Origin of the sequence: Pseudomonas sp. lyk4-TYG-107, assembly GCF_030209055.1 — a bacterium.
GTDB classification, from domain to species: Bacteria; Pseudomonadota; Gammaproteobacteria; order Pseudomonadales; family Pseudomonadaceae; genus Aquipseudomonas; species Aquipseudomonas putida_A.
Window position 1 is genome coordinate 1 of the sequence record NZ_JARVST010000009.1, and the last position, 16,121, is coordinate 16,121.

The 16,121-nt window shown below is 61.0% G+C and carries 16 protein-coding genes and 1 pseudogene; 7 read left to right on the plus strand and 10 right to left on the minus strand.

The window, feature by feature from the left end; genetic code table 11:
• Together QRN61_RS27600 and QRN61_RS09330 are read left to right on the plus strand one after the other, a co-directional pair.
• Positions 1–167, plus strand: a pseudogene (locus QRN61_RS27600) (phage infection protein); the annotation flags it as partial.
• 226 nt (positions 168–393) lie between these two features.
• The gene (locus QRN61_RS09330) at positions 394–2,037 is read left to right on the plus strand and encodes a sensor domain-containing diguanylate cyclase (protein WP_285373649.1); all 1,644 of its coding nucleotides are present in this window, start codon (positions 394–396) and stop codon (positions 2,035–2,037) included.
• A 63-nt stretch (positions 2,038–2,100) separates the two neighbouring features.
• On the opposite strand, the gene QRN61_RS09335 is transcribed toward QRN61_RS09330, so the two are convergent.
• Both QRN61_RS09335 and QRN61_RS09340 read right to left on the minus strand, forming a co-directional pair.
• Positions 2,101–2,487 (minus strand): c-type cytochrome, encoded by a 387-nt coding sequence (locus QRN61_RS09335; protein ID WP_027614707.1) that lies wholly within the window; start codon positions 2,485–2,487, stop codon positions 2,101–2,103.
• A 64-nt stretch (positions 2,488–2,551) separates the two neighbouring features.
• Positions 2,552–3,883 carry an aminotransferase-like domain-containing protein gene (locus QRN61_RS09340; RefSeq protein ID WP_027614706.1) on the minus strand — a complete coding sequence of 444 codons (1,332 nt, stop codon included), beginning with the start codon at positions 3,881–3,883 and terminating at the stop codon, positions 2,552–2,554.
• An 88-nt stretch (positions 3,884–3,971) separates the two neighbouring features.
• On the opposite strand from QRN61_RS09340, the gene QRN61_RS09345 reads away from it, so the two are divergent.
• Complete coding sequence (locus QRN61_RS09345) at positions 3,972–4,865, plus strand: DMT family transporter (RefSeq protein WP_096795618.1); 894 nt, start codon at positions 3,972–3,974, stop codon at positions 4,863–4,865.
• 113 nt (positions 4,866–4,978) lie between these two features.
• Here the strand turns inward: QRN61_RS09345 and QRN61_RS09350 are convergent, their stop codons facing one another.
• Positions 4,979–6,424: a SulP family inorganic anion transporter gene (locus QRN61_RS09350; protein WP_135295457.1), complete on the minus strand. Its 1,446-nt coding sequence runs from the start codon at positions 6,422–6,424 to the stop codon at positions 4,979–4,981.
• A gap of 158 nt (positions 6,425–6,582) precedes the next feature.
• Here QRN61_RS09350 and QRN61_RS09355 point away from each other — a divergent pair, with 158 nt between their 5' ends.
• On the plus strand, positions 6,583–6,873 hold the full coding sequence (locus QRN61_RS09355) for a DUF7693 family protein (RefSeq protein WP_027614703.1): 291 nt from the start codon (positions 6,583–6,585) through the stop codon (positions 6,871–6,873).
• Positions 6,874–6,955: 82 nt separating this feature from the next.
• Positions 6,956–7,501 (plus strand): hypothetical protein, encoded by a 546-nt coding sequence (locus QRN61_RS09360; protein ID WP_027614702.1) that lies wholly within the window; start codon positions 6,956–6,958, stop codon positions 7,499–7,501.
• Between the two features lie 42 nt (positions 7,502–7,543).
• Here QRN61_RS09360 and QRN61_RS09365 read toward each other — a convergent pair whose 3' ends face one another.
• On the minus strand, positions 7,544–8,179 hold the full coding sequence (locus QRN61_RS09365; RefSeq protein ID WP_027614701.1) for a hypothetical protein: 636 nt from the start codon (positions 8,177–8,179) through the stop codon (positions 7,544–7,546).
• Between the two features lie 241 nt (positions 8,180–8,420).
• Here QRN61_RS09365 and QRN61_RS09370 point away from each other — a divergent pair, with 241 nt between their 5' ends.
• Complete coding sequence (locus tag QRN61_RS09370; protein ID WP_096795620.1) at positions 8,421–9,062, plus strand: TetR/AcrR family transcriptional regulator; 642 nt, start codon at positions 8,421–8,423, stop codon at positions 9,060–9,062.
• 465 nt (positions 9,063–9,527) lie between these two features.
• On the opposite strand, the gene QRN61_RS09375 is transcribed toward QRN61_RS09370, so the two are convergent.
• Positions 9,528–10,061: a cysteine hydrolase family protein gene (locus QRN61_RS09375; protein ID WP_285373650.1), complete on the minus strand. Its 534-nt coding sequence runs from the start codon at positions 10,059–10,061 to the stop codon at positions 9,528–9,530.
• 69 nt (positions 10,062–10,130) lie between these two features.
• The gene (ggt, locus tag QRN61_RS09380; RefSeq protein ID WP_027614698.1) at positions 10,131–11,858 is read right to left on the minus strand and encodes a gamma-glutamyltransferase; all 1,728 of its coding nucleotides are present in this window, start codon (positions 11,856–11,858) and stop codon (positions 10,131–10,133) included.
• 149 nt (positions 11,859–12,007) lie between these two features.
• On the opposite strand from ggt, the gene QRN61_RS09385 reads away from it, so the two are divergent.
• Positions 12,008–12,523: a methylated-DNA--[protein]-cysteine S-methyltransferase gene (locus QRN61_RS09385; protein WP_285373651.1), complete on the plus strand. Its 516-nt coding sequence runs from the start codon at positions 12,008–12,010 to the stop codon at positions 12,521–12,523.
• Between the two features lie 38 nt (positions 12,524–12,561).
• Here QRN61_RS09385 and QRN61_RS09390 read toward each other — a convergent pair whose 3' ends face one another.
• The 4 genes from QRN61_RS09390 to metX form a co-directional block, all read right to left on the minus strand.
• Positions 12,562–13,152 (minus strand): NUDIX domain-containing protein, encoded by a 591-nt coding sequence (locus tag QRN61_RS09390; protein ID WP_096795624.1) that lies wholly within the window; start codon positions 13,150–13,152, stop codon positions 12,562–12,564.
• A 108-nt stretch (positions 13,153–13,260) separates the two neighbouring features.
• Positions 13,261–14,175 carry a D-cycloserine synthetase gene (gene dcsG / locus QRN61_RS09395; protein WP_285373652.1) on the minus strand — a complete coding sequence of 305 codons (915 nt, stop codon included), beginning with the start codon at positions 14,173–14,175 and terminating at the stop codon, positions 13,261–13,263.
• Positions 14,176–14,223: 48 nt separating this feature from the next.
• Entirely contained in the window at positions 14,224–14,967 is a 744-nt protein-coding gene (locus tag QRN61_RS09400; protein ID WP_285373653.1) for an SDR family oxidoreductase, read from the minus strand.
• Positions 14,954–16,105: a homoserine O-acetyltransferase MetX gene (metX, locus tag QRN61_RS09405; RefSeq protein ID WP_183782679.1), complete on the minus strand. Its 1,152-nt coding sequence runs from the start codon at positions 16,103–16,105 to the stop codon at positions 14,954–14,956. The genes QRN61_RS09400 and metX overlap by 14 nt, the downstream gene beginning before the upstream one ends.
• Between the last annotated feature and the right edge of the window lie 16 nt (positions 16,106–16,121).

Below are 16,121 nucleotides of genomic sequence, written 5' to 3' on the forward strand. Positions count from 1 at the left end.
GTGTCGCTGAAGGTGGTTCGGATCGTCTGCAAGAACGCCGTGTCGCTGAAGGTGGTTCGGATCGTCTGCAGGAACGCCGTGTCGCTGAAGGTGGCTCGGATCGTCTGCAGGAACGCCGCGTCGCTGAAGGTGGTTCGGATCGTCTGATCGAAAGCCGCAATGCATAAAACAACGGCTCTAAAGCAGTCAAAGAAGCCCGGCCTGATCAGCCGGGCTTTTGCATTTCGTCGTTTGCCGGAGTGGTTCTTTTCAACAACCCGCGTCAGAAAGGATCTTGCCTTGTAGGGCATTGGCGAAACTTCCGACGGTGCTTATCCGAAGCGACCGACTGGCAGCCCGACGCTTAATGCGCATACCATGCGGCCACAACGTCCAAACAGAATTTGCCTGCCCATGCTCAAAGCCAGTCTGCGAAGTCACCTGACCCTCTGGTTCGCCGGTTTGTCCCTGCTGACCCTGGCGATCGTCGGCTTCTATGTCGGGCATATCGCCACCGAACAGATGAAACAGGTCAGCGGCAATTCACTGCTCAATACCGCGCGTTCTGCGGCAACGTTGCTCGGTGACCAATTACGCGAGCGCCAGCTGGAGGTCTACCTGCTCAGCCGTGCGCCGCATCTGGAACGCGGCGACCTCGACAACCCGGCGATTCTCAAATCGATGCAACTGCGCACCCAGGCCCGGGCCGAGTATGCGTGGATGGGCGTGACCGATGCCGATGGCCATGTGCATCAAGCGGTCAATAATTTGCTGGTCGGGCAATCGGTGCAGCAACGGCCATGGTTCCAGGCTGGCCTGCGGGGTGAGTACACCGGTGACCCGCACGAAGCGGTGTTGCTGGCCAAACTGCTGCCGGGAACGCCCAACGGCGAACCGCTGCGTTTCATCGACTTCGCCGCCCCGATCCGCAACGCCGACGGCCAGGTGATTGGCGTGCTGGGCGCGCACGCGCACTGGAGCTGGGTGACGCGTATCGTCGAATCGGCAGCGTTCTCGCATAAAAATGCGTCGCCGGATATCGAAGCGCTGATCATCGATCACGACGGCAAGGTGCTGTACCCGGAAGCCCTGATGGGCCAGCAACTGGCGGTGAGTGATTCGAAGTCGCCGGGCTGGTCGGTCGGCAACGGTTACCTGACCAGCATGGTTACCGTACCGACGCCTTCGAGTACGGCGTTGTCCTGGTCGATTGCCGTGCGCCAGCCACTGGACACCGCTCTGGAGCCGGCGCGCCTGCTGCTCTATAAATTGTTGCTGCTGGGTGTGGCCGCCGCCGTGGCATTCGGGCTGGTGGCGTACTATCTGGCGCAGTATCTGAGCCGGCCGATCGAGCAACTCGCGCACTCGGCCAAACAGGTGCAGAACCAGCAGCCCGGCGCACACTTCCCGCTGCAGCACCCGGTGCGGGAAATCGCCCAGCTTGGGCAGTCGATCGACGCCATGACCCGGTCGCTGCTGGCCAAGGAGCGCGAACTGCAGGAAGCCAACGCCTCGCTGGAAGCCACCGTAGCCCAGCGCACCGCGGCACTGATGCAGGCCAATGCCGACCTGTTGAACCTGGCGACCCACGACGCCCTGACCGGCGTCTACAACCGTCGCCGCTTCGATGAAAAACTCAGCGAATACAGTCTGCTGTTCCGCCGCACCGGGCGACCGTTTGCCCTGCTGCTGATCGACGCCGATCACTTCAAGCGTATCAACGACACCTACGGCCACGCGATTGGCGACGACGTGTTGCAGCAATTGGCGCAGCTCATTCAGGTCAGCGTGCGCGCCACAGACTTCGTCGCCCGTTATGGCGGCGAGGAATTCGCCGTACTGCTGCCGGAAGTCGCCCAGCCTGATACTCCAGAGGTGGTCGCCGAAAAGATCCGTGTCGCCGTGGCCCAGGCGCACTTTGCCGAGATCGGACAGGTCACGGTGAGCATTGGCGTCGCGCTGGCCGACCCGGCGGACAACAGCCACACGATGCTGATCAAACGTGCCGACCAGCAGCTGTATCAGGCGAAAGCGGCGGGCCGTAATCAGGTGGCTTGATCAGCCCTCTTTGACTTCGCAAATGCCGTTGGCCTGGTTTGCCGGGCCGGCCGAGCAAAATCTTTAATTGGAGAACTGCTGCAGATACGCCAGCAAATTATCGATCTTCTCCTCGTCACTCAGCCCCCAGAAAATCATTCGTGTGCCCGGCACCACGCCCTTTGGATCTTTCAGATACGCAGTCAGCGTTTCGCGGTCCCAGGTCTTGCCCGAATTTTTCATCGCCTCGGAATACACGTAATTGGCCGAGGTTCCGGCCGCTCGACCGATGATGCCGTTGAGTTGCGGGCCGAACCCCGGGCGCGCATCCGGGCCAACCTGGTGGCAGCCGCCGCACAGGCGCGGGAAGATCTTTTCGCCGGCCTGCGGATCGCCTGCGGCGCGGGTGGTCGAGCTGAACAGTACGGCGGTGGCGGTCAGGGCAAGCAAGAGTGCAACAGTGTTTTTCATCGAAGGTTCCGGAACGGCTTGAATCTGGCTGCGCAAGGGTAACATCTGTCCCCCGGGCCTCGTTTTACAGGTAAGCGGCAATGACCTTCCTGACGGTGGTCAAGGCCTGCCGCAACACATCCATTTCCACCGAACCCAGGGCCAGTCGAATCGCATGCGGCACATGGGCCGACACTGCAAACGGCTCGGCAGTGGTGACCGAAATCTGCTTCTGCATCAGCTCCACCACAATCTGATCGGCACGCACGTCTTCCGGCAAGGGCAGCCACAGGAAATACGAGTTCGGATGGGCGACGCATGGCAACCCTTTGAGCAACTCGGCAGCCAGTGCCTGGCGCGCCTGAGCATCTTGGCGTTTTTGCGCTTCCAGCTCGATCACGGTGCCGTCGTCGAGCCAGCCACAGACAATCGCGGTCATCAGTCCCGGGGTGTTCCAGGTGGTTGCGCGAATCACCCGCTCCAGTGCCGGAACGTGGGCCGCAGGCGCAGCAATGAAACCGACGCGCAGGCCGGTGGCGATGTTCTTCGAAAGGCCCGAAACGTAGACCGTGCGCTCAGGCGCCAGGTCGATCAGAGGACGCGGCGGGTCTTCCACCAGAAAAGCGTAGGCCGCGTCTTCGATAAGGGTCAGATCATGCCGCCGCGCGATGGCAGCCAATTCTTCGCGCTGCTCGATTGGCATCACCCAACCAAGCGGGTTATGCAGGGTCGGCATGCTGTACACCGCACGCACCGAGCGACTGCGGCAGAGCTTTTCCAGCGCGGCCAGATCCGGCCCCTGCTCGTTGACCGGGATCGCCACCACTTCCAGATGCAACGCCTCGGCCAGCACTTTGAACCCGGAATAGGTCAGTGCATCGGCGGCGATCACATCGCCGGGCTTGAGCAACGCCATCAGCGTCACCGCCAGCCCCTGCTGGGCGCCGTTGACCAGCAGCACTTGCTCAGCGTCGACGTTGACACCGCGACTGAGCAAATGGCGCGCGACCGAAGCCCGTTCGTGGGCCCGGCCGGCATGGGGCTGATAGCGCAACAACGCTTCCAGATCTCCCGACAACGCCAGCTGGCGCAGTGCGGTGCGCAACAATTGCGTCTGACCGGGCAAGGACGGGTAGTTGAAATTCAGGTCGATCATGCCGACGGCCACGTCTTTCTGGTCGATGCCCTGCCCCGGCGACAACGAGGTTTCGCGCACGAAGGTGCCGCGCCCGGTTTCGCCGCTGACCAGCCCCATGGCTTCGAGTTCGGCGTACACCCGCGAGGCCGTGACCAGCGCCAGGCCTTCCTGCGTGGCCAGTTGCCGGTGCGTCGGCAGACGGGTGCCGGGCGCCAGACGTCCGGTGCGAATGTCGGCGGCGTAAGTGTCGACGAGGGTCTTGTAGCGAGAGCGGGACATGTCGGGATGTATCCATGACAATTTTTTGATTGTCCTGATTCTCAATCATAGGATTCTCTCAAAGCAACCCACAATGAGTGTGAATCGTATGGAACGGACTTCAAACGTGAGCAACCCGGCACTGGAAAAAACCAGCGGCTGGATCAACGGCTTTATTGGCGTGGTGTGCTTCAGCGGCTCGCTGCCGGCGACGCGCCTGGCCGTGCTGGAGTTTGACCCGGTGTTTCTCACCGTCGCGCGCGCCGCCATTGCCGGCGTCCTGGCCGTTGCCCTGTTGTGGTTGTTCCGTGAGCGGCGACCGTCCAGAGATCAGTGGTTTTCGTTGTTGATCGTGGCATTGGGCGTCGTGCTCGGTTTCCCGCTGCTGACGGCGTTGGCATTGCAGCACGTGACATCGGCGCATTCGATCGTCTTTGTCGGCTTGCTGCCATTGGCCACTGCGCTGTTTGGCGTCTTGCGCGGTGGCGAGCGTCCGCGCCCGGTATTCTGGTTCTTCTCGATCCTCGGCAGTGCTCTGGTGGTGGGGTTCGCCTTGTCACAGGGATTGTCCGCCTCGCCCACCGGTGACCTGCTGATGCTGGCCTCGATTCTGGTCTGTGGTCTGGGTTATGCCGAAGGCGCAAAACTGTCGCGCACCCTGGGTGGCTGGCAGGTGATCTGTTGGGCGCTGGTCTTGTCGCTGCCCCCGATGGCAATTGCGAGCCTGTGGCTGGCCCCGCCGTCGTTCAGCGGCATCAGCGTGTCGGCATGGGTCTGTCTGGGCTACGTTTCGCTGTTCAGCATGCTGATCGCGTTCGTGTTCTGGTATCGCGGCCTGGCCCAGGGCGGGATTGCCGCGGTTGGTCAACTGCAGTTGCTGCAACCGTTTTTCGGCCTGGCGCTGGCAGCGACGTTGCTGCATGAGCAAGTCAGCATCGGCATGCTGGTGGTGACGGTGGGCGTGATTCTTTGTGTGGCCGGGGCGAAGAAATTTTCCCGATAGTGATCTTTGGCATCGCCGCTGTGGGAGCGGGCTTGCTCGCGAAGGCGTAATGGCAGTCGATACCGTTTCACCGACATACCGCCTTCGCGAGCAAGCCGCGCCCACAACTGCAATCAGTGGTGTTCGACGCCGGCGCGTTTCAACAGCTTCTTGCAGCGCTCGGAGAGATGAAACACCTGCAGTTCCTTGCCCGCCTTTTCGTAACGCTCGCGCAGGGTCTTCAACGCGGCAATCGCCGAGTAATCGACGAAGCTCAAATGCCGGCAATCGAGGGTCACTCGTACTGGGTCATTGGCCGGGTCGAACTGGTTGAGAAACGGCGTGGTCGAGGCGAAAAACAGCGTGCCGTGCAGGCGGTAGAGCTTGCTGCCGTCGGCTTCCAGATGCTCATCGGCGTACAACTCGCGGGCCTGCTGCCAGGCGAAATTCAGCGCGGCGATGATGATCCCGCAGAGCACGGCGGTGGCCAGATCGGTGAACACGGTGATAGTGGTCACGGCGATGATCACCAGTACATCGTTGAGCGGCACTTTGTTCAACACCCGCAACGAGGCCCAGGCGAAGGTCTGCTGCGAGACCACGAACATCACCCCTACCAGTGCCGCCAGCGGAATACGCTCGATCAGCGGCGACAGAAACAGGATGAACAGCAGAATCAGCACCCCCGCCACCACCCCGGACAAACGCCCGCGGCCGCCGGAGCTGAGGTTGATCACGGTCTGGCCGATCATCGCGCAACCGCCCATGCCACCGAACGCGCCCGAGACCACGTTCGCCGCGCCCAGCGCCACGCACTCGCGATCCGGGTAGCCGCGGGTTTCGGTGATTTCGTCGGTGAGGTTCAGGGTCAGCAGGGTTTCCAGCAGACCGACCAGCGCCATCAGAATCGCGTACGGGGCGATGATGCGCAGGGTTTCCAGCGTCCACGGGATGTCCGGCAGCGCGAAAGTCGGCAGACCGCCGGCGATGTGCGCCATGTCGCCAAGGGTGCGCGTCGGCAGACCGAACAGGTAGACCAGCAGGCCCACGCCGAGGATCGCCACCAAAGCCGGCGGCACCGCGCGGGTCAGGCGCGGCAGGATGTAGACGATGGCCATGGTCAGCAGCACCAGCCCGGTCATCAGGTACAGCGGCGTGCCGCTGAGCCAATGTTCACCGCTCTTGAAATGCTCCAGTTGCGCCAGTGCAATGATGATCGCCAGGCCGTTGACGAAACCGAGCATCACCGGATGCGGCACCATGCGCACCAGTTTGCCCAGGCGCAACAAGCCGAACGCCATCATGATCAAACCGCCGAGCAACACCGTCGCTAGCAAGTACTGCACGCCGTGCTGCACCACCAGCGCGACGATCACCACCGCCATCGAACCCGCCGCCCCGGAGACCATTCCCGGCCGGCCGCCGAACAACGCGGTCAGCGTACAAATGATGAAGGCGCCGTACAGGCCCATCAGCGGATTGAGATGCGCCACCAGCGCGAACGCAATGCATTCGGGCAACAGGGCAAATGAGGTGGTGAGTCCGGCCAGGACATCGGCGCGCAGACGTTTTGGTTTCATGGCTTACCTGACTGAGCGGCCAACGAGGGTGGCCGCGGATGTTCGCGAAAATGAGGGGTGCGGATGTTACGGAATAGTTCGGAATCGGGCCAGTGATCGCTGACACCCGTCGACGCGCGATTTATCCTGACGCGCTTCTGCCCCCATCGAGTACGACCATGACTGCATTGCTGACCGCCCGCGACGTTTGCCAGCGCTTGCGCGAGGCTGCGCTGGGCGTGCTGATGTTCAACAGATCCAAGACACCCAGTGATGCCGGACTGATCGCGGTCGATATCGAGGGCTGGCGCCTGTTGCTTGATTTTGAGGGTGGGCACTTGCATCACTGTGAACAGTGCCGCTGCCCGGATGGCCGCGAATGGCAATTCAACAGCCGTTACGGCACCGACCCGGTGAATCTGCTCAGTACCTGGGAACTGGCGCAGATCGAGAATCTGTTGAAGCTCTGAGCGCTTCACGGTGAAGTCGGTTGCTCAATGATGGCACTCTGCCCATAATTCGCCCCCCTTATTCCTCACGCAAGGAAACGCCGTGAAAAAGTCTCTGTTGTTGATCCCGATGCTGGCAGTGCTGCTGCAAGGTTGTGGCATGACCATGACCCGCTATGAGCCGAGCTTCGAAAACGTTCAGAAGCTCAAGCAGACCCCGCCCCTGCAAGCGATCAGCAATCCTCAGGTAACTGCCGAGTCTGGCGAAGGTTCGCTGACAGTTCGAGCCAACCCGGTGCGCTCGCCATCCGGCAGCATCCCGGCGCATATCCAGGACGCGATCACCGAAGAACTGCGCAAGGCCGGTCTGCTTGATCCGCAGGCTCAGCGTCAATTGAAAGTGCTGGTGGTGAAGAACAACCTGTCGGCCGGCATGGGCACAGGCGAAGGCCAACTCGCGGCACGCTTCACCCTGCTTAATGGGCAGAACGTGGTTTACGACGCGACCAAGCATGTCAGCAGCCAGTGGAGCAGCAGCTTCTTTGGTTTCATCGCGATTCCGAATGCGGTCAACGCCTATAACCCGATGCTGCGTGATCTGTTGAAGGAACTGTACAGCGATCCGCAGTTCATCCAGGCCCTGAAGTAAGGGCGAAAAAAAGAGCCGCGATTGCGGCTCTTTTTTTTGGCATCAGGCCCGTGGATTACGGGGCTCGAGTGCCGAGTATTTCAGGTTGTTGTTGTCGATCATCTGCTTGAGCAGCGCGTTGACCTGGCGGGCGAAGGTGTCGTTGACCGCCGCCTTCGGGGTGTTGCCCATCAGCGGAATGAACCAGATACCGATCCAGGTACCGACCGCATCATGGTTGCTCGCGGTGGTCAGGGCCTGGCCTGTGCCGTCGACGGCTTCGAGGCTCATGGTGTACTGATCGGTACCGTATGCCGGGATCACCCCCAGGCTGAAACCACTGATGAAGCCCAGCACCATCGAACCGGCATTCGGCGGATGGTTGTACATTTTCAGACGCAGGCTGTAGTCGCCCGGTTGCTTCTGGAACTCGTCCAGGGTGACACGGCCGAAAAGGCCTGAATCGCTCAGAATCTTTTGCAGCTCAGGCTTGAGCTGGTCACGCGCCTGCGGCACTTCTACGGCCGAAGCGCTTTTCGGCTCGCCCTGATAGAAGTCGAAGTCCACATAGACATTGGGTTTGTTGGCGTAGCTGGCCATCGATGGCAGTTTGACCGGCGCCACTTCGTCTTTGGTGAAACTGGCACAGCCACCGAGCGCAAGCACCAGGCCCAGCGCCAGGATTTTCCCGAATTGCATGTTGTCTTCCCTATGTGAACCGAGCCAAATGATAGCAATGAGCCTCCATTGCGGAGGCGGGGCGGATTCTAGAGAGAGCGCTCGCTTGAGGAAAGACTGAATCGGGAAATTTACACAAAAATATCCGCTCAGCCCTGTCGCAAGTGGAACAGTTAGCTGGCTTCGCCGCTATATAGTTTTGTATATTGCGAAACCGAAATTGCCCGTATCTGCCCATGCCTTCTATTCACAACGTGTTCCCATGAGCGCCATCCGCGTACGCAACGAGCAACTGATCCTCGCCGCTGCCAGCGAAGAATTTGCCGCCAACGGCTTTGACGCGACCCAGACCCGCGACATCGCCGCCCGCGCCGGCGTGCCCAAAGCCAACCTGTATTACTACTTCCAGACCAAGGAAAACCTCTATTCCAAGGTTCTGCTGGAGTTTGTCGAACCGCTGCTGGAAGCCTCAGCGGCGTTGCGCGAAAGCGACGATCCCATGATCGGCCTGCGCGCCTACATCGCCGCGCGCATCCGCATCGCCCGTGAACACCCGGCGATTGCCAAGGTATTCAGCGGCGAGCTGCTGCTCGGCGGGCGCCAGTTGCCAGACGAATGCCGCGACCTGCTGCACGCCGAAGCCCGACGCAACGTCGAGTGCCTGCGCAGCTGGATCGAGCGCGGCCTGCTGGCCCCGGTGGACCCTGAGCACTTGATGCTGTTCATCTGGTCGGCGACCCGCACCTACACCAATATTGGCTGGCAAATGGGCTGCATCACCGGGCGCGCAGTGCCGCAGGATGAGGATTACGCGACGGCAGCCGAGACCATTACGCGGCTGGTGCTGGAGGGCGTCGTGGCCCCGCGGGTTGGGGAGATTCGTGGGGTTTTGTTTGCGACTTGAGGAATGAGGGCCGCTACGCAGCCCAGCGCGAGCAAGCTCGCTCCCACAGGGGGTTTGTGCTGGGCAAGGGAATCTGTGAACACCACCAATCATTGTGGGAGCGGGCTTGCTCACGAAGGCGTCGGATCAGCCCACACATCCGTCACAGGTCCACCGCTTTCGCGAGCAAGCTCGCTCCCACAGGGGATTTGTGCTGGACGTGGGAATTGGTGAACACCCTCAATCATTGTGGGAGCGGTCTTGCCCGCGAAGGCGTCGGGTCAGCCAACGCATGCGTCACAGGCCCACCGCTTTCGCGAGCAAGCCCGCTCCCACAGGGGTATGCGCTGGGCGTGGGAATTGGTGAACACCATCAATCATTGTGGGAGCGGGCTTGCTCGCGAAGGCGTCGGGTCAGCCAACACATGCGTCACAGGCCCACCGCTTTCGCGAGCAAGCCCGCTCCCACAGGGGTATGCGCTGGTTTTAGAAAGTGATCTCGGCTGCGGGTTTGACGTCGACCCGGGCCGTGGCGCCGGTCAGGTGCGCCAGGTCCTTGTTGTGTTCGGCGATGATGTCTTCGGCGCTCATGTTGCCGTTGTCGACGGTGGAGTGAGCGTCCGCGACGAGCACCACGTCGTAACCCAGCTGATGGGCCTGGCGCACGGTGGCGTTGACGCAGTAGTCGGTCTGCAGGCCGCAGATGATCAGACGTTCGAAGTCTTCGCTGGGCAGCAGCTTGCCCAGCTCGGTGTGGTAGAAGGAATCGGGGGTGGTTTTGCGTACGCGTAGATCTTGCGCGGCCGTCAGCAGGCCGTCGGCGAGTTGCCAGCCTTCGGCCCCATGGGCCAGCGGGCTGTCCTTTTCCTCATGCTGAATCAGCACCACCCGCACGCCCGCCTCACGCGCACGCGTGCTGAGCTGGTTAATGGTGTCGATCACACGGTGGATGTCGAAGCACTGATACTCGCCTGAGCAGAGAGCCTGTTGGACGTCGATGATCAGCAATGCAGTAGACATGATGGGCCTTCCTTGATCGATCCTTGAGACAGGGGGCGGAGCCAAGCCCCGCCGCCTGTTTTACGCCTCTCAGTAACCCAATGACAACCCGGTATTACGCCGTGGATCGTTGGCCCCGTAGAAACGGTTTTTGCCCACGGGTTTACCGCCCAGTGACGGCGCGCCGACCAGGATCGCGGCGATGTGGTTGGCATCCTGCGGCCCGGCGAATTTGTGGCCCCAGCTCTCGAGGATCTTCTTCGTATCCGGGCTGGCGGCGAAGTCTTCGAGGTTGGTTTCTTCCGGCATCCATTGCTGGTGGAAACGCGGCGCGTCGACCGCTTCCTGCAGGCCCATGCCGTAGTCGATGACGTTGAGCATGGTCAGCAAGGTCGCGGTGATGATGCGGCTGCCACCCGGCGTACCGACCACCATCACCACTTTGCCGTCCTTGGTGACGATGGTCGGGCTCATCGACGACAGCGGGGTTTTGCCCGGGGCGATGGCGTTGGCCTCGCCCTGCACCAGACCGTACATGTTCGGCACGCCGACCTTGGAGGTGAAGTCATCCATCTCGTCGTTGAGGATCACCCCGGTCTTGCTCGCCATCACCCCGGCGCCGAACCAGTCGTTGAGGGTGTAAGTCACCGACACTGCGTTGCCCCACTTGTCGACGATCGAATAGTGCGTGGTGTTGTTGCCCTCATGCGGGGCGACGCCGGGTTTCAGTTCGGCGGAGATCCCGGCCTTCTGCGGCTGGATCGCGTTGCGCAGCTTGGTGGCGTAGTTCTTGTCCAGCAGATGCTCGATCGGGTTCTTCACAAAATCCGGGTCGCCCAGATAGCTGTTGCGATCCACGTAAGCGTGGCGCATCGCTTCGATCTGGTAGTGCATGCCCTGGGCCGAATGGAAGCCCAGATCCTTCATCGGATAGCCTTCGAGAATGTTCATGATCTCGCAGATCACCACCCCGCCGGAGCTTGGCGGTGGCGCCGAAACCACATGGTAGCCACGGTAATCGCACTCCACCGGGGCCAGTTCGCGGGTCTTGTATTTGTCGAGGTCGGCCTGGGTGATGATGCCCTTGTTGGCCTGACTGGACGTGACGATGGCGTCGGCCACCCAGCCTTTGTAGAAACCGTCAGCACCTTTTTCGGAAATGGTGCGCAGGGTTTTCGCCAGATCCTTCTGCACCAGCTTCTGCCCGACCTGCATCGGCTCGCCGTTGTGCAGGAAGATCGAGCCGGAATCACGCATGTCCTTCTTGAACACATCGGTGGCGTAGTCCAACAGATCGACGTCGCCCTGCTCCAGCTCGAAGCCGTCTTCCGCCAGTTTGATCGCCGGAGCGATCATGTCCTTGCGCGGTTTGGTGCCGTACTTGCTCAGCGCCAGCTCCATGCCCGACACGGTGCCCGGCACTGCCACGGCGAGGTGACCACGGGTGCTCAGATCCGGGACGACGTTACCGTCCTTGTCCAGGTACATGTTGGCGGTCGCCGCCAGCGGGGCCTTTTCGCGGAAGTCGAGGAAGGTCTTGCGCCCGTCCGCCAGTTGAATGGTCATGAAACCGCCACCGCCGAGGTTGCCTGCGGCGGGATACACCACCGCCAGCGCATAGCCCACAGCGACCGCCGCATCCACCGCGTTACCGCCGTTTTTCAACACATCGACGCCGACATGTGAGGCCAGGTGTTGAGCGGTGACCACCATGCCGTTTTCGGCGGCAACCGGTGCTACGGAAGCGGCGTGGGCCATGAGGCAGCTCAGTGCCAGTGACGTCGCAATCAGCGTTTTGGCCAAAGGTTCGTACTTCATGAGTCGATCTCTTTTTGTTTTCGGGTTCTGTGCAGAACAGAGGGGAACGCAGCAAAAGCACCAAGCAGTATGGTCGCTATTGCGATTTGCGCCTCCCCGCTCAGGCAGTATGCTGGGCGCTCTCGCCGTACCGATCCGGAGTTCTGCCCATGTCGTACACGTTCATCACCCTGCCCTCACCGGTCGGCGAATTGAAGCTGGTTGCGAACGGCTCACGACTGGCGGCCATCCTCTGGGAAAACGACAAACCGGGCCGAGTGCGCCTCGGGCCGATGACGGAAGCGCCGGACAATCCGCTGCTGCAGCAAGCCGCGCAGCAGCTTGAGGAATATTTTGCCGGCAAGCGTGATCGCTTCGACCTGGAACTGGATTTTGTCGGCACCGATTTTCAGAAAAAGGTCTGGGCGGCGCTGTTGACCATTCCGTTTGGCCAAACCCGCACCTACAGCCAGATCGCCGAGCAGATCGGCAACCCGACGGCGGTGCGTGCGGTGGGCGCGGCGAACGGGCGTAACCCGATCTCGATTGTGGCGCCGTGTCATCGGGTGATCGGCGCGTCCGGGAAGTTGACCGGGTTTGCGGGTGGGCTTGAGGCCAAGGAGCGGTTGCTGACACTGGAGGGGGGTGACTGGTCTGATGTCGGTAGAACAGGCGACCTGTTTTAACCCCGTAAATGCCCTCGCCACAATGGATTGGCGTTGAATCAGCTGTCGAAAAGGTTATTCATCGCCGCGTATTGCAACAGCATGATGGTCTTGGCGTCGCAGATCTCGCCGCGCTGAAACGCCGCCAGTGCCTCATCGAAGCGCCACTCCAGCACTTCCAGTTCTTCGGTTTCCTCTTCCAGGCCGCCGCCCTCGCTGACCTTCGACTTCGCGTCGTATTCGGCGATAAAAAAGTGCAGCTTCTCGGTCACCGAGCCGGGGCTCATGTAGGCCTCGAAGACCTTCTTCACCTCATGCACGCGGTAACCGGTTTCCTCTTCGGCCTCATCGCGGATCCGCTGTTCCGGCGCCGCACCTTCCAGCAGCCCCGCCGCCACTTCGATCAACAAGCCGTCGTGGCCGTTGACGAACACCGGCAAGCGAAATTGGCGGGTCAGCACCACCGTGCGCTTTTCGCGGTTGAACAACAGAATCGCCGCGCCATTGCCACGGTCGTAGACTTCGCGAGTCTGCCGCTGCCAGTCACCGTTGTTGCGCAGATAGTCGAAGGTGATTTTCTGCAACAGATACCAGTCGTGGGACAACACCTGAGTATCGACAATGTTGACCCGCTCGGCTGTCTTGGTCATGACGCCTGTTCCTTGTGCCATCGGAAAACGCCCATAGTCGAATAATCGCGCGCACAAAAAAAGCCCGGCAATGCTGTCGGGCCTGTTTACTGGCGTTCGCGGAGGTTGTCAGAGATCGACCAGGTGCCGGTCGATGCGCTTGAGCACGCCTTTGATCAGGTTCATCGCACTGTCGGCGCGAAACGGCAGGTTAAGCGAAGGCTCGCAGATCTCCATTTCCATGATCATCGGCCGACCGTCATAGTCGCGGATCACGTCGACCCGGCCGTAGAGCAACGGCAGCTCAAGCCCGAGCACCTCGGCAGAAGCCACCAGCGCCGATAGCGCCACCGCCTGCTCCTCGGCATCCGCCTCGCGCGGCTGGCGAAATTCGGGGGTCGGCACATTCACCGTACCGTCTGCCATGAGCATGGCACCCTTGCGAATGGAATGGCTGAAGGTGTTATCGAAGAAGGTCAGGTCCGTCTCGCCGTAAGTGTCGATGGTGGTGATGTACGGCTGGATGATCACATGCGAACCGCGCTTTTGCAGCGCGCGAATGTGCGCCAGCGCGGCCTCGGAACCGCCGCGGACAAACCGTTTCACCCCGCGCGAATACGAGCCGATCGTCGGTTTGACGACAAATTCGTGGCTATCGGTGTTCGCATCGAGGAACTCAGCCAGATAACCCTCGGGAGCATCGTCGGGCGCCAGGAACACACTGGGAATAATCGGCACGCCGCGCGCAGCAATGTCCTTCAGGTACAACTTGTTCAAACCCCACCGGGCCACGGACGGCACGTTCAACAGGCAGGTCAGTGCATGCACCTTGTCGCACCAGGCAAAGAATTCGTCGAGGCTTTCAATGCAGTCCCACGGTGAGCGGATCAATACCGCGGTATACGCCGCCCAATCGACTGACGGATCGTCCCAGAAACACACATCGGCGTTGATCGACAGTTGCTTGCAGGCTTCAAGCAATGGCGGCATGTCGTAGTCAATGTGCAGGTTCGGCTTATCGGTGACGAGTGCAAGCTTAATCATGAAGAATCCTTTCTACTGAACAGTTAAAAGCAGAAAAACAGCGACGACTCACCAGGGAATCACGCGGTCCTGATGGCGGTAAGTGCCCGTGGGGCCATCGGCACCGATCAATGCCAGAGCGACACTGGTCCGCGCGCCTTCCTGCACATCGAGATCACCGGCGCCGTCATTCATGCCGGTTTTGGTGTAACCGGGGTGCACGGCATTGACCTTGACGGGCGTGTCGCGAAGCTCGTAAGCCAGATGAACCGTCCACGAATTCACCCCGCTTTTACTGGCGCTGTAGCCCGGCAAGGATTTGAACATCGGTGAATAGGCGTAGGAATCGACGTCCGTATGGGTGGTGAGCGATGCCAGCAGACTGGATACGTTGACGATGCGTCCGGCCGCAGATTGACGAATCAGCGGCAGACAATGCTGGGTCACCGCGACCATGCCGAACAGGTTGGTTTCAAACGTCTGGCGCCACTGTTGAAGTGGTTGTTGCGAAGGGTTCAACCCGTAGGATTCGATACGGATCGCCGCGTTATTGATCAGGATATCCAGTCGACCGAACTTCGCCTCCAGCAATTTGACCGCCGAGGCGATGCTGTCTTCATCCGTGACATCCAGCAGGCACGGGAACGCCTTCAGGCCCTTGCCGGTCAGCTCATCGGCCGCCTGAGCGACAGCCTGATAATTCCTGCCACTGAGCACCACCGTCACGCCCTCGGCGGCCAGTTGTCGCGCCACCTCGAAACCGATGCCACGGTTGGCACCGGTCACCAATGCAACCTTGTCAAAATCGTTCATCGTGCAACTCCAGACAACGCTCCGCCCTGCCCGCAGGAAGGACGGAACCAATACGATTCATGAAATGTTCCAGCAGCGGCCCGAACGCCCGCAGATCGGTCAGAAAGGCGTCGTGGCCGTCCGGGCAATCGAGCCGGACAAAGGTCACCTCGGCACCATCCTGCTCGAGCCCTTGAGCGATGTGCTGCTGTTGCGCAACAGGAAACAGCGTGTCGCTCTCGACGCCGACCACCAGAACCTGCTCCAGCCCGGCAGTCTGAAAACCGCCCTGCGGCGGCGTCAGACAGGCATAAAGATCAATTGCGCGGCTTAGCTGCAGATAACTGTTGGGGTCGAAATCCCGCGCGAATCGCCAGGCATTGGCCTGCAGATAATCCTCGACTTCAAAGTCGTGGATCATGCCGGCGGATTTCCCCGCCGCCTGATCGCAGCGGCTGAAACGGCGATTCAATTGCGCGCCGGAGCGATAACTCAACAGGCCGATCTTGCGGGCCAGCGTCATGCCGTGGATCGGGCGCGCATCCGGCGAATACTCGCCACCGGCCCACAGCGGATCACTGCGGATGGCTTCCCGCTGCAATGAACGCAAGGCTGTGGACACGGGAAGCGAACTGGCCGCGCCGCACAGGTTGATGTGATGCCGGACAAACCCCGGATGCCGGGTCAACAGGGCCAGCGCACACATGCCACCCATCGAAGCGCCGATCAGGCAGGTCACTTGCGCCATGCCCAGCGCTTTCACGGCCATGACGATCGTGTCGACGATGTCTTCGATGCTCAGCTCGGGAAAGCGCGACTGGTAAGGCCTGCCACTCGCCCGCTCGGTGGACAGCGGCCCCGTCGAGCCCTTGCAACCACCCAGATAGTTGAAACAGATCACATACCAGCGGTCTGTATCGATCGGCTTGCCTGAACCGGCAAAGTCCTCCCACCAGCCCGCCTCAGGATCGCGGGCGACACTGCAGACGTGGCTGTTGGCGGACATGCCGGGCAGAACCAGGACGACGTTGTCGCGACGATCATTCAGTTGCCCGAACGTCTCATACGTCAGCCTGAAATCTTCCAGTACACCTCCACGATGCATTGGAAACGGGCGCGCGAACTCGATGTAATCTGCTGCCGGAAGAGTTTCCACCATGATGCTAATCCCTTAG